At 38.7% G+C, this 24525-nt stretch carries 25 protein-coding genes and 1 pseudogene; 5 read left to right on the top strand and 21 right to left on the bottom strand.

Features of this window, described 5'->3' with window-relative positions:
* Nucleotides 1–486 precede the first annotated feature (486 nt).
* Together NIT04_RS08475 and NIT04_RS08470 are read right to left on the bottom strand one after the other, a co-directional pair.
* The gene (locus NIT04_RS08475) at nt 487–1539 is read right to left on the bottom strand and encodes a DUF4652 domain-containing protein (protein ID WP_252503105.1); all 1053 of its coding nucleotides are present in this window, start codon (nt 1537–1539) and stop codon (nt 487–489) included.
* The gene (locus NIT04_RS08470; RefSeq protein WP_252503104.1) at nt 1532–2044 is read right to left on the bottom strand and encodes a sigma-70 family RNA polymerase sigma factor; all 513 of its coding nucleotides are present in this window, start codon (nt 2042–2044) and stop codon (nt 1532–1534) included. Before NIT04_RS08470 ends, NIT04_RS08475 begins: the two co-directional genes overlap by 8 nt.
* A gap of 382 nt (nt 2045–2426) precedes the next feature.
* Between NIT04_RS08470 and NIT04_RS08465 the strand changes: the two genes are divergently transcribed.
* Genes NIT04_RS08465 through NIT04_RS08455 form a run of 3 tightly spaced genes read left to right on the top strand, consistent with a single transcriptional unit; the run spans nt 2427 to nt 4651 of the window.
* Nucleotides 2427–2963, top strand: a complete 537-nt coding sequence (locus tag NIT04_RS08465) for a sigma-70 family RNA polymerase sigma factor (protein ID WP_252503103.1) — start codon at nt 2427–2429, stop codon at nt 2961–2963.
* 13 nt (nt 2964–2976) lie between these two features.
* Nucleotides 2977–3363, top strand: coding sequence for a helix-turn-helix transcriptional regulator (locus NIT04_RS08460; protein ID WP_252503102.1), 387 nt, complete (start codon nt 2977–2979; stop codon nt 3361–3363).
* Nucleotides 3353–4651 (top strand): FtsW/RodA/SpoVE family cell cycle protein, encoded by a 1299-nt coding sequence (locus NIT04_RS08455; RefSeq protein WP_252503101.1) that lies wholly within the window; start codon nt 3353–3355, stop codon nt 4649–4651. The genes NIT04_RS08460 and NIT04_RS08455 overlap by 11 nt, the downstream gene beginning before the upstream one ends.
* A gap of 409 nt (nt 4652–5060) precedes the next feature.
* Here NIT04_RS08455 and NIT04_RS08450 read toward each other — a convergent pair whose 3' ends face one another.
* The 6 genes from NIT04_RS08450 to NIT04_RS08425 form a co-directional block, all read right to left on the bottom strand.
* Complete coding sequence (locus tag NIT04_RS08450) at nt 5061–6686, bottom strand: BCCT family transporter (protein ID WP_252503100.1); 1626 nt, start codon at nt 6684–6686, stop codon at nt 5061–5063.
* Nucleotides 6687–6795: 109 nt separating this feature from the next.
* Nucleotides 6796–7881, bottom strand: a complete 1086-nt coding sequence (locus NIT04_RS08445; protein ID WP_252503099.1) for a tartrate dehydrogenase — start codon at nt 7879–7881, stop codon at nt 6796–6798.
* A gap of 11 nt (nt 7882–7892) precedes the next feature.
* Nucleotides 7893–9338, bottom strand: coding sequence for an aldehyde dehydrogenase family protein (locus tag NIT04_RS08440; protein WP_252503098.1), 1446 nt, complete (start codon nt 9336–9338; stop codon nt 7893–7895).
* Nucleotides 9331–10422 carry an aromatic ring-hydroxylating dioxygenase subunit alpha gene (locus tag NIT04_RS08435; RefSeq protein ID WP_252503097.1) on the bottom strand — a complete coding sequence of 364 codons (1092 nt, stop codon included), beginning with the start codon at nt 10420–10422 and terminating at the stop codon, nt 9331–9333. Before NIT04_RS08435 ends, NIT04_RS08440 begins: the two co-directional genes overlap by 8 nt.
* 52 nt (nt 10423–10474) lie before the next feature.
* Nucleotides 10475–10723 (bottom strand): ferredoxin, encoded by a 249-nt coding sequence (locus tag NIT04_RS08430; protein WP_252503096.1) that lies wholly within the window; start codon nt 10721–10723, stop codon nt 10475–10477.
* 24 nt (nt 10724–10747) lie between these two features.
* Nucleotides 10748–11776: an NAD(P)/FAD-dependent oxidoreductase gene (locus NIT04_RS08425; protein ID WP_252503095.1), complete on the bottom strand. Its 1029-nt coding sequence runs from the start codon at nt 11774–11776 to the stop codon at nt 10748–10750.
* Nucleotides 11777–12022: 246 nt separating this feature from the next.
* Between NIT04_RS08425 and NIT04_RS08420 the strand changes: the two genes are divergently transcribed.
* The gene (locus tag NIT04_RS08420; RefSeq protein WP_252503094.1) at nt 12023–13384 is read left to right on the top strand and encodes a sigma-54-dependent Fis family transcriptional regulator; all 1362 of its coding nucleotides are present in this window, start codon (nt 12023–12025) and stop codon (nt 13382–13384) included.
* Nucleotides 13385–13719: 335 nt separating this feature from the next.
* A complete protein-coding gene (gene rpoN / locus NIT04_RS08415; protein ID WP_252503093.1) occupies nt 13720–15033 on the top strand; it encodes an RNA polymerase factor sigma-54 in 1314 nt (437 codons plus the stop codon).
* A gap of 940 nt (nt 15034–15973) precedes the next feature.
* On the opposite strand, the gene NIT04_RS08410 is transcribed toward rpoN, so the two are convergent.
* The 13 genes and pseudogenes from NIT04_RS08410 to NIT04_RS08350 form a co-directional block, all read right to left on the bottom strand.
* Entirely contained in the window at nt 15974–16231 is a 258-nt protein-coding gene (locus NIT04_RS08410; protein WP_252503092.1) for a hypothetical protein, read from the bottom strand.
* A gap of 197 nt (nt 16232–16428) precedes the next feature.
* Nucleotides 16429–16767 (bottom strand): hypothetical protein, encoded by a 339-nt coding sequence (locus tag NIT04_RS08405; protein WP_252503091.1) that lies wholly within the window; start codon nt 16765–16767, stop codon nt 16429–16431.
* Between the two features lie 322 nt (nt 16768–17089).
* Nucleotides 17090–17278, bottom strand: coding sequence for a hypothetical protein (locus NIT04_RS08400; RefSeq protein WP_252503090.1), 189 nt, complete (start codon nt 17276–17278; stop codon nt 17090–17092).
* A 145-nt stretch (nt 17279–17423) separates the two neighbouring features.
* On the bottom strand, nt 17424–17615 hold the full coding sequence (locus NIT04_RS08395; RefSeq protein WP_252503089.1) for a hypothetical protein: 192 nt from the start codon (nt 17613–17615) through the stop codon (nt 17424–17426).
* Nucleotides 17616–17720: 105 nt separating this feature from the next.
* The gene (locus NIT04_RS08390) at nt 17721–18383 is read right to left on the bottom strand and encodes a hypothetical protein (RefSeq protein ID WP_252503088.1); all 663 of its coding nucleotides are present in this window, start codon (nt 18381–18383) and stop codon (nt 17721–17723) included.
* A gap of 281 nt (nt 18384–18664) precedes the next feature.
* On the bottom strand, nt 18665–18976 hold the full coding sequence (locus tag NIT04_RS08385; protein ID WP_252503087.1) for a hypothetical protein: 312 nt from the start codon (nt 18974–18976) through the stop codon (nt 18665–18667).
* A gap of 40 nt (nt 18977–19016) precedes the next feature.
* Nucleotides 19017–19538 (bottom strand): hypothetical protein, encoded by a 522-nt coding sequence (locus tag NIT04_RS08380; protein ID WP_252503086.1) that lies wholly within the window; start codon nt 19536–19538, stop codon nt 19017–19019.
* A 418-nt stretch (nt 19539–19956) separates the two neighbouring features.
* Nucleotides 19957–20247, bottom strand: coding sequence for a hypothetical protein (locus tag NIT04_RS08370; RefSeq protein WP_252503085.1), 291 nt, complete (start codon nt 20245–20247; stop codon nt 19957–19959).
* Complete coding sequence (locus tag NIT04_RS08365) at nt 20229–20453, bottom strand: DUF6877 family protein (protein WP_252503227.1); 225 nt, start codon at nt 20451–20453, stop codon at nt 20229–20231. The genes NIT04_RS08370 and NIT04_RS08365 overlap by 19 nt, the downstream gene beginning before the upstream one ends.
* Before the next feature lie 38 nt (nt 20454–20491).
* A complete protein-coding gene (locus tag NIT04_RS08360; protein ID WP_252503084.1) occupies nt 20492–20665 on the bottom strand; it encodes a hypothetical protein in 174 nt (57 codons plus the stop codon).
* 328 nt (nt 20666–20993) lie between these two features.
* Nucleotides 20994–21395, bottom strand: a pseudogene (locus NIT04_RS19140) (Holliday junction resolvase RecU).
* A gap of 395 nt (nt 21396–21790) precedes the next feature.
* Nucleotides 21791–21991 carry a hypothetical protein gene (locus NIT04_RS08355; RefSeq protein ID WP_252503083.1) on the bottom strand — a complete coding sequence of 67 codons (201 nt, stop codon included), beginning with the start codon at nt 21989–21991 and terminating at the stop codon, nt 21791–21793.
* Between the two features lie 1047 nt (nt 21992–23038).
* Entirely contained in the window at nt 23039–24478 is a 1440-nt protein-coding gene (locus NIT04_RS08350; RefSeq protein ID WP_252503082.1) for a sodium/glutamate symporter, read from the bottom strand.
* Nucleotides 24479–24525: the final 47 nt, after the last annotated feature.

Here is a 24525-nt window from a genome sequence, read left to right as displayed (position 1 = left end):
ATTCTAACATGAAAATTCGCAGAGTACAATCGGTTTTCTGAACTTTCCATATAACTTGCTCCGCACAGAGATGTTACTACTCGATATCTAAGGTGAAATTGAGAGCACCTTCCAAATGATAGCTATATATGAAAGGGAATGATTCGAACCCAAACGAGACTATTACCGATATTGCCCATAAATAAGGAACCAAGTTCTAAACAAATCAGAATCGTTTAGAGCCAGGTTCCTTATTAGTTAAACAACCAAATAACTTTCAATTACTTCTTTTGTTTTTTAAATAAATACGTTAGCAGAAATGTTTCCAGTCCAACTTATTCAAATTAATCAGCTATATGGTCTACTTATCGTTTCTACCTACCATAGTCTTAGTGCCAATCCTAGAACCTTCATGTCAGTGATTGTTCTATTACTACCGAAAAGTTGAAGGTTGCATATTGGGTTTAATTGACCGATAAGGAGTTATTCATTTTTATAAACATTTCATTACTTCGCGGGTGGAAATGGAAGTGTACCCTCTTCTACGTAGCTTTCAGAAAAAACATCATATTTTTCATACGTGAATGTACCGTCGGCATTGGCTTTAATAGACGTAATTTCTTCATTGACTGCTTGATCTTCAAATACTGGAATAACGGTATTATCCTCTAGGTTCATTTCATAAAGTCGACCGCCTTTTGTCACGGTACCATGAGCGAAACCAACAATCACAAATAGGCGGTTTTCGTCAATCCATTCAACATATTTAGGGGTATTTTGAGCATCACTGTTATCTTTGAGCCTATATATGGTCGATTGGTTCGTTTTCAGGTTTTCTATAACTAGTAACGCTTCTCCTTCTTCAAATGCATGTTCACCTTTTCCATCAATTGTTGCTCGTTGTAAACCATCTGGAGATGTTTTCCAACCTGAATGGGAAGTAGCATCTGCAATATCATAGTTGGCCCCTACTTTTATTTCAAAAAGTTCGTTGGATACACGATCATATCCTCTGTCCTGTATTTCAGATAAAAGACGGGAAATCGTTTCATATTGTTGAGTAGAGATTTCATTAAAGTTTTCTCCAATTATCAACTTATCACTCGTTATGGAAATTGCTCCAGACGGATAATAGCCCTTATTTTGTATATAAATATCATAATAAACTGGTGAATTATCCTCTAGCTTCTGCTGAGGCTTAGAAGATACTTCGTTTAACCAATCGGCTATGAATCCGATTGTTTCTCTATCTTCAATCTTTATCGATTCACTTCCAATATCAATAACCATCAGTTCAACTTCAGATTCATTAAACATTTTTTCAACTTTAGTCTGTTCATCAAACATAGTTGGATTGTTGATGATCGGAGGATTCTCAATTGAATCCCATAATAGAAATGCACCAACTATACAGAAAAAAGCGGCAGCCATTGACGTTGAAAAACACGTCCAATTTATTGTTTTTTTCTTAGGCGCCGCTATTTTTTGTCGAGTATTCAACATAATTCTTTTTTTATTTTCCACTGTATTTTGAAGCCGTTTCATTCGGTAATTAGTCATGTAATAACACCTCCCACTCGATATGTTCTAAACTCGATCTCAATGACTCTTTACCGCTCCTCAACCTTGACTTCACGGTATTTTCAGAAACAGATAAAAGTGAAGCGATTTCTTTAATCGACATATTTTCAAGATAATAATAAATAATCGCCTCCCGTTTTTTGATAGGCAGTGATAGGATTGCTTCATCAAGCAAATCTGTTTCATCAGACTGAATTAGGAGATCTTTATGAGAGTAGTGTTTTTGTGTTAACTTCTTTTTGACGATTATTTTACGATAAGACCAACTTCTTAAATAATCTTTACAACGATTAATTGTCATTTTTGTTAAGTAAGCTTTTATGTTTCCTTGTTCTTCATAATGAGATGAATGGTAAAATTTCACGAATGTATCTTGTACGATGTCTTCAGATACTTGTATATCTTTCGTATAGTAATAAGCAATTCGAAATAATAGATCTGTGTAATGGTCCATTATTTCTTCTAACAATTGTTCTTTATTCACGAGTGATTCCCCCTTTCATAAGTATAAACGAGGCTCAGAGATTAAAAGTTCATTTTTTCAAAATAAAAAGACAAGGGAAATATCCTTGTCCTTCATAATGTATTAGCAACTTCAACAATACTAACGAGTTAATAAGTATACAGTCAAACACCGGGAACTTTGGTGTTTGTCTAAGTTCTTTTTATTTTAAAATAGAGATAAAACCGGTTAGACGGTCCTCGCATGAAAAAACGAGTCCGCTCCGTGGCACTTTATTGCAGGGATAATCTCTGGGATTTGACCTCCTATAAATCTTTCAATCTAATTATATATATATTACTTGAAAAAAAATCAAACTTTCATCAATCGGCACTCGTCTAATGTTTTAAAGGGAGGATATGAAATGGATAGCTATTCAATTGAACAAACGAAACTACTTTCCTATGAAAAAATCATAGATGAACTAATGACCGATTACGGCCAAGATATATTGCAACTTGTTATGCAGTACGTACATAACCTTTCTGTTGCGGAGGATTTAACACAAGAAATATTTGTAAAGTGCTATAAGGCATTGCCAACCTTCCATTTTAATTCCTCAATGAAAACTTGGCTATGGCGCATTGCGATTAATCATTCAAAGGATTATTTACGAAGCTGGTACGCAAGAAATGTGAACGCGACTGATGAAGAACTATTCACACGAGTGAAAAGTGGAGATTGTGTCGAGCAGAAGGTTATTCAGCGGCAACAATATGATGAACTAGCACGAGCTGTATTCTCTTTACCGGTAAAGTACCGCGAAGTTATCTATTTATGTTATTACGAGGAGCAATCGATGAAGGAAACGGCAGACGTCTTGCAGCTAAATGAAAGTACCGTGAAGACGAGGTTGCGGAAAGCAAAACAACTATTAAAGAAACGATTGGAGCGTGAATAAGGTGGAGGAACGTTTGAAAAACTTAAAAAAAGCTCTCGATCAAACCGCCTTTAACAAAGTCGAATTTTCGGCTAATCATCAACAACAAATACACAAACAACTACAGGTATTGCCCTTAAAACAAACAATGTTATCTATGCTCACGGAAGTAAAATCAGGCGTTGAGTTAACGCAAATGCTACATGTACGCGGGTTTGAGCAAATTGTTGATAATGAAGGGCTTATCTACTCGATTTTACATGAAGCTGAACAGCAGGGTTGGCTTACTGCAAGGTGGGAAAATGGCGTGAAGTACTATCAATTAACGCTGCTTGGTAAAAAGCAATTACAGGAAGGTGGCGCGCATGTAAAGCTATCAATCAAGGAGCAAATTTTTGGGGTGCGCATGCATGTCGAATAAAGAATTTCTACAGCAAGTAACGAGCTATATCCGCTCAAAAGATGCTCGCGGCTACGTAGAAGAAGAATTGCAGCATCATCTACTGCAATCCAAACAAGCTTGGATGAACAAAGGTTACTCACCAAAAGAGGCTGAGCAGAAATCGATTGCTGAAATGGGATCTGCTTCACAGCTAGGGAAATCGATGGACAAAATTCATCGGCCAAAATGGGATTTTTGGTTAATTAGCGGGGTAATCATGTTGATTGTTGTCAGCTTCGTGCCTATTTTAACGACCGATTTTAATCAGCAATTTGGGGCAGATATGACACGTTACTTTGTCGAATATAAAGTTGTTCATATTGTTTTAGCCATTGCGTTAATGGCGATGTTAATGTTTATTGATTACCGTAAATTACAACGCTTAAGTATGCTCATATATGGGGTTGCACTGTTGTTATTTATTGTTTTATTGTTTATGCCGAATATCTTTTTTAATGGCGAGGCAATGTTTAAAATCGGCCCGATTCTCATTCGGGCGGAGACGGTACTACCGTTGTTATTAGTAGCGTTTGCAGGATTTTTCACTGAATATAAATTGAAAGGTTGGCAGCTAACTGGGTTATTTATACTTCCGCTATTCTTTTTTATGATGCTACCGAATCTTACTGTAACGCTGCTATATATTGCAGTTGTAGCTGTATTGTTCAGCTTTAGTTATTTCACAAGAAAAGCGAAGCGTAATGTATTTTTAGTTGTAGGGGGAATTGGATTAACGATATTGGCGTATAGTGTATTTGCCTATCACTATTTACTTGCGCCCTATCAAACAGTGCGCATCGCGGCATTTTTACATCCTGAATTATATGCAGATTCAGAAGGTTACATGATGCTCCAATTAAAAACAGTACTTGCGGCGGCTGGTTGGTTTGGCACGGAAACGAATTACTATGTTCCCGAAGCACATACTGACTTTGTATTAGTACAGCTTATTCAAGCGTATGGTTATGTTGCAGGGATCTCAGTCATTATTGTCATATTCGCTATTGCGCTACGTATTTTATGGATGGTAGGCACAATGCCACAATCATTTGGAAAATTACTCGTTATAGCAGCAGTTACATTATATTGTTGCCAAAGTATTTACTCGATTTTCATGGTGTTTGGTTTCTTACCACTAACAGGAGTATCGTTGCCATTTATTAGCTACGGGATTACACCATTACTGCTAAATGCCTTTTTAATCGGCATAGTGTTAAGTGTCTATCGTCGAAAATCGTATATCGGAAAACGAATAATTTCAGCATAAAGAAAACAATCAATCAGCGGTATTCTGAAACGTCCAAATCCGTTTTGTTATTTTGAGGAATTGGCGACGTGTTTGCTCACCAATTTCTTCATTAGACAATTGAGATAACTCAAATTCTATTCGGGTCCGGTATAATTTAAAAAGGAGACACTAATTCATAGATGAATTGTGTCTCCGAATAGTTTGTTATATGATGTTTTCCCTCAACAACGAACCTTTTACCAATGATCAGCTTTCATTCCTTCAAGATTAGTCCTCATACAGTAAAAGCATTAAAGCTACCTTATATTGAACAGATTCTAACTTTCCCCTTTCTATCAATTCCCCCTAAGAAAAGCATCCCAATTGTCAGATAATCTTCTAACAATTGGGATGCAATTAATAATTAGGGATATTCTTATGGGCCGTTTTAATTTTCGAATCTAGTTTTTGAAAGAATCGATGCTGTATCCGAATGCTTCCGTTTCTTCTCAACTTGAACTTGTTCCTCTTCCGAATGTGAACTATCAGTTACAGCGTTTTCTTGCTCCCGAATGATTGTGTCATAATCTAATCTAATCCATTTAACAAATGAAGCAATCATTAACAACATGATAAATACTAACGGCAGTGCTGTAATGACGGATAGTGTCTGCAACGCTTCTAACCCATCGCCGTACATTAGAACGATTGAGATACTAGTCAACAATATTCCCCAAAACACACGGTACCAGCGAGCAGGCTCTTCGTCCGCTTGTAAGTTTTGAGAAGCGACATCTGATAATGTATAGGCTGCAGAGTTAACGGTTGTCGCAAGGAAAATCGCTGCCACAAGCAAGTACAGGACAAGCACAATACCGCCCAACGGAAGTGCATTCAACGACGCAAGAATGGCTGCAGGAGCACCCTCATTTTGAAGAATGTCCAATACAGGGACGAGACCTGTCATTTCGAAGAACATACTCGTGTTTCCGAATATCGCGAACGCCAGCCAACATCCTAACGTACCGCCTAGCAATTGCCCAATAATAAGCGATTTAATGGTTCTCCCTTTAGAAATTCGAGCAGCAAACATACCCGTAAATGGTGCGTAAGAAAACCACCAACCCCAATAAAATAATGTCCACGACTCACTAAAACCAGATTTTCCGACTGGATCAGTATAGAGACTCATCCTAAAGAAGTTTTGAAACAACACACCAACGCTTTCTGAAAAACTCGCAACGATAAAGGCCGTCGGGCCGAAAATGAAGATAAATACGGCAATCGCCATATATAAATACAAATTCCAGTCACTTAACAGCTTTAACCCTTTCTTCAGTCCGAAATAAAGACAGATTGAGAAAAAAACCATTAACGATACGACAATCCCTAAATTCAGTGTAAGCGTTTTCTCTACACCGAACAAATGATGGATTCCTTCTGCCAAGAGCGGTGTACCTAATGCTAGTGAAGTTCCAATTCCACCAATCAGTCCAAACATGAAGCAAATATCAATGATTTTTCCTATAATCCCGTCTGCACGATCGCCGATAATCCCTCGGCATGCCGTACTTAGTCTGAAGGACGTATGCTTCTTAATATAGACAGCGTACGCAATTGGGATTGACGGAACACAGTAAATTGCCCAAGCTGAGAATCCCCAATGGAACATGCCATATGTAGAAGCAAAACTGGCCGCTTCCACACTCAGAGGATCGAGTCCGTAGGGTGGACTTGAATAGTAGTAAGCCCATTCAATAATACCCCAATACATAATCCCAGAACCGATTCCAGCAGTAAAGATCAGTGCTAGCCAGCTAAACGTAGAAAACTCGGGCTTGCCACTACCTAACTTTACTTTTCCATATTTACCGAATGCAATCCAAAGTAAAAAACCGAATATGCCCAAACAGGCCCATAAATATAAGGGTCCAAAATTGATTGTAATCGTATTCAAAATTGTGTTTAAAAAAGCAGTTCCTTTTTTTGGATTTATCAAAATCGGAACCGTTAATAGTGCCACCAATGCCAATGCGATACTCAAAATCTGTTTGTCAATCGTATTCCCTCTCATGCATTCACTCCTAGTTGATCTCTCTCTTCTAGTTAACCGAATCATGCATCAATTTAAAAATTTACAACTATACTATCGGCGCGAAAAATCACACCGATAGGATAGTTACTTATACAGTAGCAGGCATTATTTCTGCAATTATGCCGACCAAACGATCTCCGACTTCAGAGGTAGAGGCCGTTCCTTTCATATCTGGTGTTAATGTCGTGTTCTCAATTAGCAATTCTTCAATTGCGTCTACAACTAATCTGCCATAATTCTCGTGTCCAAAGTGGTCTAGCATTTGACTAGCGGACCAAATAGAAGCTAATGGATTTCCAATACCCTTTCCGGCTATGTCCGGTGCAGAACCATGAACTGGCTCAAACATGGACGGGAACTCACGCTCCGGATTCACATTCGCACCCGCCGCAAGGCCAATACCACCTGCCAAAGCAGCCCCAATATCCGTCAAAATATCACCGAATAAATTCGATGTAACGACGACTTCAAATCGTTTTGGATCTGTAATCATAAGCATCGCTGCCGCATCCACGAGATAAGAGGCCGTTTCCACTTCTGGATATTCCGCGCTCACTTCTTCAAAAACCTGATCCCAGAAAACCATTGAATAGTTTAAAGCGTTTGCTTTACTAATGCTTGTTAAGCTGCGTCCTTGTTTTTTCGCCGTTTCAAATGCGTAACGAATAATTCGCTCCGTCCCTTTACGTGAAAAGACACCATTTTGCAACACAACTTCATTTTCTTGGCCTTTGAATAACCAGTCACCAGCGCCAGAATATTCCCCTTCGGTATTTTCACGGATAAACAACATGTCAATATCCTCACGATTTACATCTGTTAATGGGCAATGTGCACCTTTCAATAGCTTCACCGGACGAATATTCACGTATTGATCAAAACTCTTACGGATGATCAATAATAAATCCCATAAGGAGATATGATCGGGAACACCTGGAAAACCAACAGCACCCAAGTAGATTGCATCAAATTGTTTTAATTGTTCAATCCCGTCTTCCTCCATCATTCGACCATGCTCGGCGTAATATTCGCAACCCCATGGAAAATGTGTAAAGTTAAACTCGAAACTACCGTCTAGTTCTGCTACTTTGTGGAGTACTTTAATTCCCTGATCAATTACCTCAGGACCTATGCCATCCCCCGCAATTACAGCAATTTTATATATTCTTTTCACGTTTTTCACCCTTATCCTTGATTCCAAACGATGAGTTTTAACTCTGTCATCTCTTCAACAGCATACTTAATCCCTTCTCGACCTGTCCCACTTTCTTTCAATCCACCATATGGCATTTGGTCAACTCGATACGTTGGTACGTCATTGATCATCACACCACCGACTTCCAGCTTTTTAGCGGCGTATAATGCATGTTTCACATTATTTGTATAGATGCCCGCTTGTAAACCGAATTGGGAGTCATTCACAAGCACCACCGCTTCTTCAACAGAAGCTACTTTGTTCACAACAACAATCGGCGCAAAAGCTTCTTGGCATGATACTTTTAAGCATGAATCCGCATCTGTGATGATCGTCGGTTCAAGTATACCATCCTGCGCTCCCCCACCTGCAAGAATTGTTGCATTACTCTGTTTCGTCTCTTCAATCCAACCGAGTGTACGTTCCAGTTCACCAGGTGTAATTAACGAAGATATATACGTTTCCGAGTCGAGCGGATCACCCATTTTCAATTGTTTAGTTGCAGTTGCAAACTTCTCGACAAACTCCTCGTATCGGTCTTCGTGAACGTATACGCGTTGTAGAGAGATACATACTTGCCCTTGGTTCGAAAACGCACCCATAACACAACGGTCAATGATTTCGTCGATTTCAACGTCCTTGTCGATAATTAAAGCGGAATTTGAACCGAGCTCCAATGTCGTTTTTTTCAAGCCCGCTTTATTGCTAATGCCGATGCCGACGCGTGGACTCCCTGTAAATGTCACCATTTTCACACGGTCATCTTCTACAATCGCTTCCCCGACAACACCGCCAGGACCTGTTACAACGTTTAGAACCCCTGCTGGTAATCCAGCTTCCTCGAACACTTCTGCAATGAATAGAGCCGAAAGTGGCGTTTGTGAAGCTGGTTTCAATACAATTGAATTTCCCGCTGCAATCGCAGGTCCAACTTTATGTGCAACTAAATTCAACGGAAAGTTGAACGGCGTAATTGCTCCAATGACACCGATCGGCTCTTTGATCGTATAACCGATTCGTCCCACACCACCGCTTGCCGCATCGAATGGAATCGTTTCGCCGTGAATTCGTTTCGCTTCCTCTGCGGAAAACTTGTACGTCTCAATTGTTCTTGCCACTTCTGCTCGTGCAAATACGATTGGTTTTGCCGATTCCGTGGAAATGATGGTTGCAGCTTCTTCGGCTCTATCCGTTAAGATTTTTACAACATTTTCTAAAATTTGCGCTCGTTGATACGCAGGCATTTCGCCAATGATATCTTTTGCTTCATATGCAGCTGTAATGGCCTGTTTTACTAAATTTTCATCCGCCACTGCAATAGCAGCGATTTGTTCACGTGAATACGGGGAGTAAAGTGGAGCGTAATTTGCCGTCTCCACTTTTTCACCATTAATCAATAAATATTTTTTCGCTGTTCGATCGAGTATCTTATTCATCGAGGGCCTCCAATACCATTTCGTGGAATTGTACAATTGCTTGTTCCGATTGAGAGAAACGTCCTCTGTTAAATGCACGAGAGCGGAAACCAATTTGCTCCAGTTCAACAAGCTCAATATCCTCTGAACGAACTTGTTCAGCAAATGTCATTAGATCTTTTTCTTCTTGGGAAATCTTATCCAAGCTATCTTCACGGAAATAATACGTGTACACAGCCATTGTCGTTTCGTGATCGATTGGAATCATTTCGATCGATGCCATATTCCCTGGTCCAGGATAGAACGTTAACATGAGGTTCGGCCATAGCCAGAAGAACGAACCGCCTTGCATTTCCGCATCATTTAGATCGACTTCACCGTATTGTTTGTCTGGCTTCACAATAGATCCCTGGAAGGAATAGTTCTCACATGTAATAATTTGATAATCATCCATATCCAATGTATCGACAAAGCTTGGGTGTGCAACATGACAGTGATCACACTCTAGGTAGTTATCGATAAAAGCTTTCCAGTTTGATTTAAAAATACGTGTCTTACGGTGAGTACGTTTTAAATCACTTAAAAATTCGAACTTACTTAAGCGGTCAAAGAAATCTCCATAAGACTCACTTAGCGGCTTGGCATCATCATCCAAGTTAACGAAAATTAAAGACTCAAGTACTTCCATTCTGACAGATCGCAAGCAAGCATCCTTGACACACGCTTCTTCTTCTCCACGGAAGTTTGGTGCTTTGTTCAACTTACCATCTGTTTTAAATGTCCAGCCATGATACATACATTGCAAAATTTTCTTTTTACCAAATTCATTCTTTTCAAGCTTTGTTGCACGGTGTGGACAAACATTATAAAATGCACGCAACACTTCGTCTGTCCCACGCATGATGATAATTGGCTCGTCCATCACTTCAGCTGTAAAAAACTGCCCTGCTTTTTCTACTTGGCTTACATGACCGACAAGATGCCACGTCTTGTCAAAAATGAGCTCTCTTTCTTTTTCTAATACTTTTGGATCTGTGTACATGTCATATGTCATTGTTCTTTCAAACGTTCTGTTTGTCGCATTTTGCACTTTGTTGTAAGCCATTTTTCCGTCTCCCCTTACTCTCATTTAGTATTTATACCGTTGTTTTTTTGTACTAACTCGCTTCAACTTTTTGACAATTAAATGGAGTGTCAGCCATTTTAATTGAGTCTGTTGGACAACCATCGATCGCATCTTCCAAATCCTCAATTAAATCATCAGGTACCTCCGTAGTGCCCTCATTGCCATCCAATAATGCATAAGACAGTCCATCCTCTGTATAATCAAACAGATCTGGAGCATTGGGATTGCAGGCACCACAAGCAATACAAGTACTACGATCTACCATTGTGTATGTCGCCATTAGAAATCCTCCTTAAAACTAAATCTAGACACTTACCCGATCTTTTTTCTTATTCGTTTCTTGCTCTCCCATAACGGATGTACTATGAAGTGGTTGTACTTTTGCAGTCGGATCAATATAGACTTTTGCATTGCTGACAGCAACCGGCGCTTCACCAAACCCGCTTGCAATAAGTTTTACCTTTCCGTCATAGGTGCAAATATCTCCTGCCGCATAAATGCCTTCGATATTTGTTTCCATTTTTGAATTCACAACAATCGAGTTCTTATCAATTTCCAAGTCCCATGTTTTAATCGGTCCTAATGATGAAACGAAACCGTAGTTCACAAGAACATCATCTACTTCAAGTTCCAGTTGTTCACCATTTTTCGTTTCTTGAATGATAACCCTTTCAATTTTCTCATCACCTTCGAGCTCGACCGGAACGTACGGAGTGACAATGTCGACTTTCGATTGCTGTAAAAGCTCAACACTATGCTCATGAGCACGGAATTTGTCCCGTCGATGGACGAGTGTCACTTTTTCGGCAATCGGTTCTAACATTAATGCCCAGTCGACCGCTGAATCGCCACCGCCAAATAGCACGACTTTTTTATCTTTAAATTGGTTCATATTGTTTACGAAGTAATGAAGGTTCGTATTTTGGAATTTGTCTTCTCCAATAATATTCATTTTCCTCGCTTGGAAAGCCCCATTCCCCGCTGTAATAATAATCGTTCGCGTATAATGAACACCTTCGTTTGTCGTTAATTTAAAAATACCGTCTTCACCTTTTTCAACTTCTTCAACAGACTCTCCGAGACAAATTGTCGTTTCGAATTGATTCATTTGCTCGATGAGTTGATCCACAAGCTGTTGAGCCCCGACCTTTGGGAAACCGGCAATATCGTAAATATATTTTTCCGGATAAAGTGCGGATAATTGCCCACCTAATTGGGGTAAGCTCTCAATAATTTTTACCGATGTTTGACGCAATCCTGCGTAAAAAGCAGTAAATAATCCTACTGGTCCACCACCAATTATTGTTATATCCATAACTTCAGAATGATCCATAACTTTGCCTCCTTGTTTGCTTTGGTTTTAAAACCGATTGCTCTTGATGACGTGATCTTACTAAATGCATATCTTCATCACGTTGTTAATAGTTATGCAACTTGCATGCCAAGTTTCAAAAAGTCGTAAAATTCTATCTCAATCTCCTATTTCATTAAAAAACATGCTATAATCGATTCAAAATTGACTCACCAAAAAAACGTGTTTTCCCAAAAATGACTCAACTAACCTTAAAGGGGTGGTTTCATGCCAGAGAATGAAAAGTTAAAAAATAGCGATTTGACATTAGAGTCCTTTTTAAAAATATTGGATTATTCCTCTGATGAAATTTATGTAGTCGATCGCGATACGCGTATTGTCTATGTAAATAAAAATTGCGAAAAGCACTATGGTCTAAAAAAAGATGATGTCCTTGGGAAGTTAAATAATGAATTTTTGGATCAAGGCTATTGGGCACCTTCCGTCCTTCCAGAGGTTTTTGAAAAGAAAGAGCCCGTTTCTATACGACAGCAAACCTATATTGGCGCAGAGCTATTAACGAGAGCATTTCCAATTCTCAATGAGGCTCAAGACATTGATTATATTGTCATTACGTCTACCGAAATCCAAGTTTTTAACCAAATGATTACAATGAATAAACAACAAATCGAAGAAGCCCAAAATCACGAGCTGCACAATATTATCATTGCAAACGATGAAAAATTCAGGAAAGTCTTACAATTTTGCGAGAAAATTGCTCCGACCGACTCCACCGTTTTAATTCACGGAGAATCAGGTACAGGAAAAGGGGTCATTGCCCATCATTTACACAGTATTAGTAATCGAAAAAAAGGACCCTTTTTAAATGTAAACTGTGCAGCAATTCCTGCAGAACTGTTGGAATCCGAATTATTTGGTTATACGAGCGGATCCTTTACAGGGGCCAATAAAGGTGGAAAAACAGGTCTATTTGAGACGGCAGATACTGGGACTATCTTTTTGGATGAAATCGGAGAATTGGCGTTGCCGTTACAAGCGAAAGTTTTGCAAGTTATACAAGACAAGCAATTTATACCTATTGGGAGCAATACTAGTAAAACGGTTGATATCCGTATTATTGCCGCAACCAATCAAGATTTGGAGGAAATGATTCGAAATAAAACATTCCGGGAGGACTTATATTATCGTCTAAATGTGATTGATATTCACATGCCGACTTTAGCTGAGAGAAAGGACGATATTATTCCTTTGACGTATCGATTTTTAAATAAATTCAATAGCAAATACAACGTAAACAAAGCGATTTCCGAACATTGTTTACAAGTACTTTTCCATTATTCTTGGCCTGGTAATGTCCGTCAGTTGGAAAATTTAATGGAACGCCTAGTAATTACGAGTGACTCGATCATTGAGGTAACCGATTTACCGCAAGTAATTACAGAAGAAGTGAAGGAAGTTCCCGAACTTATGCATCCTAATTCACTCGACAATGCAATCACCGAAGTTACTCGAACATTAATTAAAAGATCATATGCAAAACATGGGTCGACTCGAGGCGTTGCAAGCGATTTAGCTATCAGCCAATCGAAAGCCTCTAGGTTAATTCGCGAATTTTGTTCAAACGAGTGATTTACATACAGTGACAAAAAAGAAAGACTGCCCCTTGTCAAACATTGACAAAGAGCGGCCTTTTCATTTGTAAAGGATACATCAATGAGGACAGGAATGTGGAAGTATTGACTTCCTTCCTAAAACAATTTCAGATTCTTTAATGCACTTGAATGGAAAGGATGGTGAGCGATTTTACTACCTCCCTCCCCTTGCATGCAAGGTTTTTTATATGGCTTCCTCTTATCTGAACATTCATATTTCACATCGATGTTCCCCTTAATTTGTGTTATAATAATACTCACATAATTGCAAACGTTTTCATTTAGTAGCATTCATAAGGAGGGGCAGTACTCATGGAGCTTGTTATCCAGCAGCGACAAGAGCTTAGTCTACTGATGACTATGGAACTAAGGCAAGCCATTGAATTATTACAATATACAACCCATGAGCTTGAACAATATATTAGGCAACAGGAATTGGAAAATCCACTCATCGAACTGAAGGAAAAAGAGAATCACAATGGATATGAGGAAAGCGTCAACCAACGCTCTTCATTTTCCCGCACCTCACAGATGCCGATAGAAGCGATTCACAGCAAAGGTAAAAATATGCGGGATGAATTGTACGAGCATGCCAAGTTCATGCATAAGGACGGGTTTACACAAAAATTGATACGTTACCTCATCTATAACCTTGATGAAAACGGCTATTTGCCTGACTGGTTCACCGATACAGAAAGCCCATCGGAATTCAATGAAGAGCAGATTGAAAGTGGCATTCATCTTCTTCAACAGTTGGGGCCGATCGGTATCGGTGCACGGAGCCTAAGGGAATGTCTCCTTTTGCAGATTTCTTATCTTTATCCAGAAAATGTAATGGCTGCAGAACTGGTACAACATCATTTAGACTTGGTAGCCGATCGGAAATGGAATGATATTGCATCCAAGATGAAGATTTCGATGGTTGAAGTGAAAGAGCTGCATGACTTCATCCTCTCGCTTAATCCGCGACCTTGTTCATTCACTTGTGATTACTCAACGGAGTTCTTGTCACCGGATATTATTGTTGAATGGAAAGATGATATTTTTGTTTTTCAGTTGAATGACGGCTATTTGCCAGCTATCCAGCTGAATAAGGATTATTCAAAATACTTACATGCAAAAGATGATGTATCAAAATATATGCAGACACACTATAAAAACTATCAATGGTTGTTAACGAGTATCGAACAACGGCGCAATACGATTATTAAAATCGTATCGGTCCTGTTGGATAAACAGAAAAGTTTCTTTGAGAGAGGCTTATCCTTATTAAAGCCTCTGACATTGAAAGAAGTGGCAGAGGAAATTGAAATGCATGAATCGACTGTGAGCCGTGCGACTGCCAATAAAGTGATCCAAACACCTCATGGCACGTATGAGCTACGTACTCTTTTCACTTCTAAACTGGAAACATCGGATGGCGACAGCATTTCCCAGACAAAAGTAAAGAAACTTTTAGAGGAGTTCATCGCCTCAGAGAATAAATTCAAACCGTATTCCGATCAGAAAATTGCGGAATACTTTAATACGGAACAAGGAATTTCCATCTCAAGACGGACAATAACTAAGTACCGTGAAGAATTACGGATTCCCCCATCCAGTAAACGGAAGGAAATTCAAGTATAGCCCTTGCTCAAATCTGCACACAAATGAAAGAGACCGCCGACCAGTGGGTGTCCAACGGGTGTAGTGGTCTCTTTTTCTATTTATAAGGGAAGGTTTTGATTCCCTTTATATGTATGGTTTGTTTTAGTCCACTCCGTGAATATTGGGGAATATCCACGGATGTTTTATGTTCTTCGACTTCCGATGGGACATTATTATCCTCTAGTTGGCCATCCCTTAACTTCCGGATGCTCAGACAGACAGTGCCATTGCTTTCTTATTCATAATGCAAACCATATTCATAGAAATATCTTCTTACTATACAGGTGCTATTAGAGGTATTTGTCTACTGTTGAATCGGACACTTCGAACGTATACTCGATAAATAACGAATGGCCGCAAACGCTGTTAAATCAGCATTTTCGGCCATCTTCTTATTTCTAACCGTGTTCAGTTTAAAACTAAAACGTCCCAGGCAGACTTCTATTAACCCATACAAACATTGATTTGACAGCATTCATACTTGCTGATGTGTAAAATTTGTGTAAAATGATTTTACGTTTTTAGTTTTGAGGCATTAATTGTGCACTCAACTTACAATTTGGTGAGCGAAAATTTTGAATGGAGAATATGATGTTGGTCTAATATATAGGGACAAATAAAAAAGGTTACATTTTGAATGAGAGGCTACTGGTTAAGAAAGCGACTTCATGATCAAACGTCTATCACTGTATCTCCTGTGTTTGCTAAGAAGGTCGCATCCATTACCAGAGATGGAACGCATTGTCGGTCTAAAACAACAAGATAGGAGCTTTGAGCGCCCTTCCAATGTTAGCATGTTGCTGTAGCTGTTACAAAATACGAAAATTTTGTGGTAGTTCGCTCGACGCTTTCTTCCAGACCTGTCCGGCCGGGCTGTAATAATACGTATTTAGTACCCCAAAAATTGCTCTAATGATTCCTATTGAAAACTAACTCCACTTTTGGCTGATTTCACGTTATTCTTAATTTCTTTCTGCTGATTTACTTTTACTGCGTAAATTTCAGCACACATGCCTTTCGAAAATGGAGTGTGAACTACCATTTCAACTTTATACCAGTCGCCATCTGATTTAATAGTTACATATTCACCTACCACAGGAACACGCTCAAAATCAAAATGGACGTTATTCCAATTAGCTTGTCCTTCGTCATGTAAATGCAGAAAAACTGTTCTCATGTTTAAACCACCTCCTACTGACAATATACGTCATGGAAGCTCATAAACCCTTTTATTTCTGCAAAAATCCCTTATGTGTATTATGCAGTTAAATTAATCGAACACACTCCCATCTGGTAGACCCTAAATGAATTTTTAGGCATAGAAAAAACGCCTCCAAAGAAGCGTTCTTCTTGAATCTCGCTAATCGTCTGTTATTAATCTGATAAACTAAATACAAATGTGTTTTCATCCATCACTTTATCAAGTGTATATAAGCCATCTCGATCGACGTATGCTATTGAACCGTCTACCGTTATTTTGTATTTAGAAACAGTACCTGTAGTAATATCTTCTAAATACCCGATTTTAAACGCTTTCATGGTTTCTTTGAGTGAAAGACCACTGATTACTGAAGTGTTTTCATCAACGCTGATATATAACTTACCACCGTCTTGTTTGATGCCTATTTTCCCACCACTGAAAACTAATGGTTCGTACGGATGCTTTCCCATCTTGCCCTCTTTCAGTAATTCAAACTTATTGATAATATCCAAATTTTCCACCTCCACTTACAATATATCAGTTGGAAAACCCTAAAACAACGTTCGTATGTATCGGGGCTATGGAAGGGGTATGGTCACTCGGACGGACCCCCTCTATTATTCTCCCCCTCTACTTAAATATACTTCATCAACCGTACGTCATGAAGCTTTCTCTTCTACTCTTTCTTTTACTTTCTCTCTCGCCCTCTCGATGTACTGCTACACAGTCCTTTTCTTCAAGCCTAGCTCATCCGCAATCTTCCCCACAATCAATCCCTGCCCCTCATGCAAGACATAGCATTGTCGTACAAGATGAGACTTGGATGCGAAGATGTCAGCCAACATCATCCCGCTCTTCTTTGCTAATGTAAAGATGCTTGTGGCCCTCTTCCAACAGCTCGGTTATGTCCGGAATGATGTCAATACTTGCGTTGTACTGCTTTTGATAAACAGCCCTATTTTCAGCACCAAGATATGTTCCTGGTTGACGTCCGGTTGCCATCCATTCGATAAAAAAAGCCATACTTTCGATCATGCTATTAATGTGTCTAGATCGTGCCTATCGAAAGGTTTTTTCTATCCAATCGATCAGATGTTTCGTAAGTTCTACCTGCCCAACGAATACTCCTGTATCAATTGATTCGCCCAATTCAATATTTAAGCCCCTCCTATCTCTGTCTAAAAGCTCCACCCTTATTCTGTCCGTACGTTGGACGGTGAACGCCCATCAATTCAGCCCAATCCCTCGATGTGAGTTGCTCCGACTGCCGTACCCTTTTCCTAGTATTCTTCGGGTCTTGCTCGCCTTTACGTGGTCGAGAGAGCCCTTTTTTAATCAACTGATCTTGCAATGTCCTCATTATCTCACTCCCTTTTGTGAAATATAAAAGAGGACAACAAATGACGCAGCTAAATGCCGCAATCAAGTGTTGTCCTCTGGTTGGCCAGGGGGACTGATATAAGCATTAATAGTAATCTTTAATGTCATACCTTTTTTCTATTTGCAGAATGAACTCTAACAAATTATCTCTAAACCTTTTAGATATATCTTCTCCTAATTCTAACTGCTTCAATACACTTTCTATCTTTCCGTTACTATAATCCTGTTTCAAATCCTCTAATGAGTCAATCAGATATTCTAACTGATTTACTAATGTATAATACCTTGCTACAAATTCGTAGGGAATCTTATCTCTTTCTTCTCTCAAAGTTGTCAGTATTTTTGAAAACTGTTTTACTGGTATTTTGCTAATTAAATTCTGTTCCCAGCCAAGCAAGCCGGGGGAAGGAGGATTTTTTAACATGTTTAATATTGAAACAGTTATTTTCATTAGTTCCGGGTAATTAAGCAATTTAACCGCTACATATTTATTACTACCATAATTTCTGTAGTACTTTTCTTTTTTATTCTCATTTGCTTGATATACCATTACACCAATAGCAGTTGCACCCGTTATAAAAGCACCTAATAACGATCCAAAAAAAGTCGCAAAAGAGTTTAGAGATTCTTGATCAAGCTCAATTTTTAATAAACTTATAGGCATTATAAAAATCATTACTAAAATCAAAGATAATAAGATAAATAGTATGATATAAAGAATCCTATTTTCTAACTTACTGTCCGTCAAAGTCCATCCCTCAATTTCATAAACATAAATCCCTACTCAAATGACACAACTAAATGCTGTAATTAAATGCTGTCCTCTGGTTGGCCAAGGGGACAAATTTATAACGTTTTTTACAAATTACTGAACGAATCAATCATTTTCAAGTTTTTCCATTTCCTCTTTCAAGTCTTTAACTTCCTTTTCTAATCTCTTTTGTTTCTTGTCTATTTTTAAAACCGCTTTAAAACTTAATGCCATAGGAACACAACCAAGTGCTAAAAAAGTAGCGAAACTTGAGATTTCTAAGGAACTTCCTTTACGGCAGGAAAAACAATTAGAAAGACTGGCAATCCTAAAAAAGATATGACTCCAATAAATAAGGAAAGAACGTGGAATACCAAATCTCTAGTTTTTATGACATCATTCAGGACAACTATATCCGCTAAAACAAAAAACATATCACCAATTGTAGCCCCTGCAATATACTCATCGGGTATAGAAACATAGAGACTCAACAGACCCAGTAATATAATAGATATACCGATAAAAAGAATTATTAGATCTGTTAATTTATAGACTTCATTTGTATCATATATTTTAACTGACTTTTCCAAAAACTCTCCCCCTTCTTCCCATGATCGGACAGGGGATTTATTATTTGTATTTTCTTAAAATCAATGACAATCTCCAAGACAAATCAAAATATTCATATTTATCTTCGAGTAATATTAATTTGTTTTTCAAATAGAAGTCATATTGTCCTTTATCTATAACTCCTTCGATAAAGCGTTGATACATACTATATATTTCTTCTACATCAGATTTGTCACTTCTATCTATTAAAATCGAATTATTGTTTGTGTATTCATTGTGGAACACATGCAATTCTTCAAATGGTCTGTTAAATTCACTTCTAACGATGCCTAATTTAATTATCTTAATCTTGTTAAGGGTTGCATCTTTTCTCGCTGAATCATAAATAGATAAGAACACAAATATAGCTATTTGGTAAATGCTGTATAACAACAGCGCTTTTTCCAAGAAATCATAACTAACTATGTTATCGATCCATGAAAATATTTGATTTTGCGCTACAATATTACCGATGCAAAACAACAGAGTAACAGCTATAACTAATTCCACCACATATAAAAATGCCTGATGGAAATATTTCAAAACTCCTCCCCCTCTTCCCTACGCATCCGCTTAACCTTCCCCTGATACGTCACAAACTTATACTCACCTTTGCCTTGCCCTCCGAAATTACCACAACACAGCTAATAGGTAGTTCCATTATATCAATAATCAGCATTCCTTCACAGTCTATTTGTAATTCCGGTAGTTTCATAGAAGGTCCCTCCATGCTATAATGTAGTTGGCTGGATCAGGAGGGACACTCCTGGTCTTTTTTCATAAATGATTGAAATGGAGATTCAAAAATATGTTTGATGAAGTAGAAGTTGATTGGATACCGATTGTTGGCCCGCTAATCGTTTTAATTGTAACCTTGACTGCCGTAATGTTTTTATATGCCCTCATTTTTTCAAGATTGCTCTCTCAAGAACTCTTTAAATTTTTTGCAGGGCTAGTAGCCTTACTCGGTATCTATATTTGGTTTGTCCCAATGGATGTAGGATTTCATCATTACTTTAAGTAAGAGAAGGGAGAGATCCTGTTTTTTTTTATTTCCCAAACATCCACCAGGCCGCGGTTTAATCTCGCCCTGCTCCGCTTGATCAATCACCAACAGACCGATCGACCGTTTATTGATTTTTAATTCCTTTCCGATTTGCTGAATGCTTGCACCGTCTTTCCACATCTTCCGGAACTTGATAAGCTCACTTTCTGTCCATTTCCACTTCACTTCTACTTCGTCGAATAACAATCGAAACGCCTCATGCTTAACAGCGCTTGCCGTGTCTCTTCACCCTTCACAAATCTCTTCGCATATCTCAGTTGCTGATGAATATACGAATCGTCCTCTTTCCCGCCGGATGCGATCCAGTCACCGATTCTTTGGTTAATGTCCTGAATTGCCTCGATCGGCAGTTTGTGAGCTATTTTTGCAATTTCCTGGATTGGTTTGTTCATGGTGCCCTCCTTGCTGCGCATTATGGTCGTACTGATGACTAACGTTTGCTAATTTCTTTCCAATCTAAATGTATGGCCTTAGCCATAAACATCATTCCATATTCGAACCCTAACGCTTCGTGAAACGTTGGCTCTCCCTCTTTGCAAAGTTTGTCTTGTTGTTGAAACAATGTCTTTCGAATTGTCTCAAACTGTTCTTTTGTTAGCTCCATAAGCCATTCAACTCCTTATCAGTTTTTGTCCACTGAATATTAAATTTCAAAGTAGATACACTAATCGCGTCGCTCATAGGAGGTGATAAAATGAATGAGGAGCTTTGTAACACAATTTGCGATTTAATCTATCTGCTTGTTGAACGTTTTTTTACAAAAAGGTAATTACTTTCTCCAGCTTCACTAACAAGTAAGAAAGCTTGTCCTTTTCCATCAGGAATTGGATTAAGCTTGGCGAAAAGTAATAATAAACAAACGCCTCGTTATCGCACTGTATTGTTTATAATTACTCATGACTTCCACTAGCCCCACTTCATTACCCCACATGCTAGAGATAATGCAGAACATACCCCTTATCACTTTTAACACGATCGCACTCCATTACAAACGTTTGATGGGGTATCGACTTCCTTCCGCCCTTTTTAGCATCCTCCCAATACGTCTTAAGTATTTTGAATGCTAAGAGGTATATTTCACCCAATTTAGTGAAATAGACAAGCAGGAATGCGTGTGCGCCTTTGTTGTGCCATTACTAGAGTAATTCGTATTGATGCTCTGAAATGTTATTGAGCGGGAAGTTCGTCCGGTTTGATGTTTCCTTGGTATCAAACACAATTGCCCTGCCGTCATGGACACCTGAGTAGTCTACCCATTCGGGTTTTTGGGTGTAGTCAGTGACCTTACTGCGAATATTGCTTTGTATCTGCACTGGCGTAGGCACCTTACGAATGTCCGCACCCCCCCTTATTGTGGTATTACTTATTTGTCAGATTAACCTCCTACCGCTTAAGAACGGTGTCCCGGTCGGGCTGGCTAACGTGGGCTTATCCGGTTAAATCCGTATCTACCACTAAACCTTTTCTCGGTTCTTCAACACAAATAAACCTCCTAACGAAAGTAGTTAGAAGGCGTCTGTAATTCGCAATTTGACCGCTCTAAAAACTTCGCTAGAAGGCTTGATATAATGCGGTTTAGACCGCATATAGCTACGACCCAGGCAGACGTGTATATCTGCCAAAATACGTTGCTGTTACGGCATTTTTAAATATCTTGTGTTGTATTTGTGTTGCGTTAAAATAAATCATTCAGAATTTCTCTGCGTATTTAATATCTAAATCGTATCAACTACTCATCGTTCCTCTGCAACCAGTCATTTAGCCAGGCGACCTCTTCCTTTGATAAATCGACCTTGTCTTCATCTTTATTTATTATATTATGCCAGTTAGCCTCTTCCCATTTTAAATAAACTTCCCAATCACTGATAGCTTTTCTCGCCTTCTCTGTTTCCAACTGTTGCTTTGTCTTGAAAGGAATTATCTCAGCCAATGTAAACACCCCATAAGAGCTTTTGTATTACTTCTATTTTATATGAACAAACCTAGAGTAGCAAAAATCATCTAATACGATGCAGCCTTTTAGATTGTTATTGAAATAACCCGTTATTTTCACCAATTGTATAGAGACTTTACTTTTCGCCAAGTATTTCTTGTTTTTTTAAGAAATAGCGATCAAATAAATATATGTAATTCATTGATCGGTTTGCTCTTTATTATTTCTGAAATGTTCTACTAAGAATCGTTGCCCCTTTTTCGTGTAACCTAATTCATTTAATTTATTCGTGACCTTCTCAGTGCTTCCTACGCACGCACAATATTTGATAATTTGCTCTTCGATTGTTTTTGGCTAGGTTTTATTCGGCCAAATCAATAAACTCTTGCAATGCCTCAATTCTTCTCTTTGCTTGATCTACAGTCTTTAACTTTTTCATGAATGTGTCCCCTTTCGACAATTTCATTCTGGTATAAATTCAAATCGTAAGACCATCTGGGAAAACAATTGTGAAATAATAATGCTTATTTCACATTTGCCGATATAGGTATATATTAACCCTTTTTCTTTTTCATTTCCTATACACCGCTAAAACGCAGAGATCTTCGCATCAAGTATGTACAACCTTTACCCTTACTTTTTTAATAATTGTATTGATGTTTCCCGTATGCAGCGCTTATCACTGACATAGACCATGGTTCTGAAGTATAAAAAAAGCCTAACCCCTCCATGTATTAGCGAGGGATTAAGCTTCTGATCTTCTACAATCGCGCCCGATTGTTTAATAAACTTTATTTTCTTTTAACTGTCCCCTGTTAAGTACCTCATGTTGGATTTAGCTTGCAAAATGCGATTTTTCATTCGGTCTTGATCTTTGATTAGAAAAACCTGCTTATGAATATCTTGGGGATGAACAATCTTAATTAAAATTACTGGTAGAAAGTCTATGAAGTAATACTCCTTCCATTTACCGGTTATTCTTTATCGGAATGACTTGACATGATACAGATAGGTTGTATCCAGATTCGCTTTATCAAAGCACTACTAAGCACTTATTTCGGCCTTGCCTTCAGCCTTTTTCTTCCTGAAGAAGAGAATAAATGCTAAAACCGGTGGAACAATCATAAGAGTGAGGCCAATGATATATATAGGAATCGTATTTGAGAGTATCAAAGACGCCGCCAAAGGTAGGAGGAGGAAATTCCAGAAAAAGACGGCATTATAGACACCCAGAGCTTCGTAAATGCTAGATTTGTTGTTAGGATCAACGATACGAACTAAAGCAAAGCCTTGAGGGTTGGAACCAGTTGCCATACCGTAGTTCATCAAAGATTTTTCAAACCATTCCGGATTGTTAATTTTCTTGTACCAGAAATAGGTGAACAGGAAAGTCATTGAACACATAATAATAGTTAACACTAACAGAGGGGCGAAGAATTCACTAATAATGCTTAACTGAATGGAAGCACAGGCTGTTAGAATAATCACTTCTAGGGAGAAGTTACTTATTTCATTGACGGTCCGCTTATCAACATATCCCCCAAGCTTCACCTTTTGCATGACAGGCCACAAAATAAGTGAGCCGACAATACCGTAAAGCATAGGAGAAATATTACCAAAGAATGGGATCACCATAGCGAGACCTTTGAAAATTTGCTCACCAAATTTAAAACTGACAGCAAGAATGCCAAGTTGGAAAGCGAGGGTCGTCACGTTGCTCGGGTTGACAGTCAGTCTACCTATAGCTTCGCGATCCTTTTCTGGGAGAGTGCCCCGAAAGAAGCTCTTATCTTTCTTCTCAACATTTTTAGTAAAAGTACCCCATCCCCGACGAATACCGTAGTTCGCCGCAATGATACCCGGAATTATGGCTATCAGTACACCTAATGTAGCCATCACCATCCCGATACTCTGCGCACCTAGTTCTCCAGTAGGATCGATGACACTAGAAACAATAGGAACGTTTCCATGAGCACCGAAGAATGCTGCAACAGCCATTAAGCCCCAACCTTCAGGAAGATTCGGCCAAAAATTGATGAGTAAAGCTCCGATTATAATACCGAATACCAGTTGGAATCCATACACGGTCATGTTGCCAAGGGCAAAGTCCATATGTTGGACAACCTTTTTGCCTGTAACAGTAATACCCATAGGTACACAGGTCATTAGAATAAACATGCCAAAAATAGGAATAACTCCAAAGGATTCGGGAATGGTGATCCAGCCTAGCACTTGTTGACCTAGGATTAGTCCTAAAAATCCAGCAATTACACTAGATGGAATCATAAGCTTCTGAAAAAAGGGTACAAACTCGCGGATGGTGACGCCCGCAATCAACAGCAAGCCGAATACCATTAAAGTATTAAATGCTTCTTCTATCATAACCAAACCACCCTTTACAATAAAATTCGAGTTATTTTCCGGTAATGGATCGTAGGGGGCTAATGCTTCCCTACATAATGCGACTTCTTCATAAATCTGCATCTCGAGGCTTTCGTATGAATGTTTTTCTCTAAACCTGCCACACACGG

Source organism: Sporosarcina sp. Marseille-Q4943 (assembly GCF_943736995.1).
In the GTDB taxonomy this organism is placed as follows: Bacteria; Bacillota; Bacilli; order Bacillales_A; family Planococcaceae; genus Sporosarcina.
This window is presented reverse-complemented; position numbering and strand designations above follow the sequence as displayed.

Excerpts from the sequence above, each read along its gene's own strand:
- NIT04_RS08435 (WP_252503097.1), bottom strand. The coding sequence starts at position 10,422 with ATGGCTTACAACAAAGTGCAAAATGCGACAAACAGAACGTTTGAAAGA.
- NIT04_RS08425 (WP_252503095.1), bottom strand. The coding sequence starts at position 11,776 with ATGGATCATTCTGAAGTTATGGATATAACAATAATTGGTGGTGGACCA.
- rpoN (WP_252503093.1), top strand. The coding sequence starts at position 13,720 with ATGGAGCTTGTTATCCAGCAGCGACAAGAGCTTAGTCTACTGATGACT.
- NIT04_RS08465 (WP_252503103.1), top strand. The coding sequence starts at position 2,427 with ATGGATAGCTATTCAATTGAACAAACGAAACTACTTTCCTATGAAAAA.
- NIT04_RS08400 (WP_252503090.1), bottom strand. The coding sequence starts at position 17,278 with ATGGCTTTTTTTATCGAATGGATGGCAACCGGACGTCAACCAGGAACA.
- NIT04_RS08395 (WP_252503089.1), bottom strand. The coding sequence starts at position 17,615 with ATGAGGACATTGCAAGATCAGTTGATTAAAAAAGGGCTCTCTCGACCA.
- NIT04_RS08430 (WP_252503096.1), bottom strand. The coding sequence starts at position 10,723 with ATGGCGACATACACAATGGTAGATCGTAGTACTTGTATTGCTTGTGGT.
- NIT04_RS08455 (WP_252503101.1), top strand. The coding sequence starts at position 3,353 with ATGTCGAATAAAGAATTTCTACAGCAAGTAACGAGCTATATCCGCTCA.
- NIT04_RS08440 (WP_252503098.1), bottom strand. The coding sequence starts at position 9,338 with ATGAATAAGATACTCGATCGAACAGCGAAAAAATATTTATTGATTAAT.
- NIT04_RS08410 (WP_252503092.1), bottom strand. The coding sequence starts at position 16,231 with ATGAGAACAGTTTTTCTGCATTTACATGACGAAGGACAAGCTAATTGG.
- NIT04_RS08360 (WP_252503084.1), bottom strand. The coding sequence starts at position 20,665 with ATGGAGCTAACAAAAGAACAGTTTGAGACAATTCGAAAGACATTGTTT.
- NIT04_RS08475 (WP_252503105.1), bottom strand. The coding sequence starts at position 1,539 with ATGACTAATTACCGAATGAAACGGCTTCAAAATACAGTGGAAAATAAA.
- NIT04_RS08450 (WP_252503100.1), bottom strand. The coding sequence starts at position 6,686 with ATGAGAGGGAATACGATTGACAAACAGATTTTGAGTATCGCATTGGCA.
- NIT04_RS08420 (WP_252503094.1), top strand. The coding sequence starts at position 12,023 with ATGCCAGAGAATGAAAAGTTAAAAAATAGCGATTTGACATTAGAGTCC.
- NIT04_RS08365 (WP_252503227.1), bottom strand. The coding sequence starts at position 20,453 with ATGAACAAACCAATCCAGGAAATTGCAAAAATAGCTCACAAACTGCCG.
- NIT04_RS08350 (WP_252503082.1), bottom strand. The coding sequence starts at position 24,478 with ATGCAGATTTATGAAGAAGTCGCATTATGTAGGGAAGCATTAGCCCCC.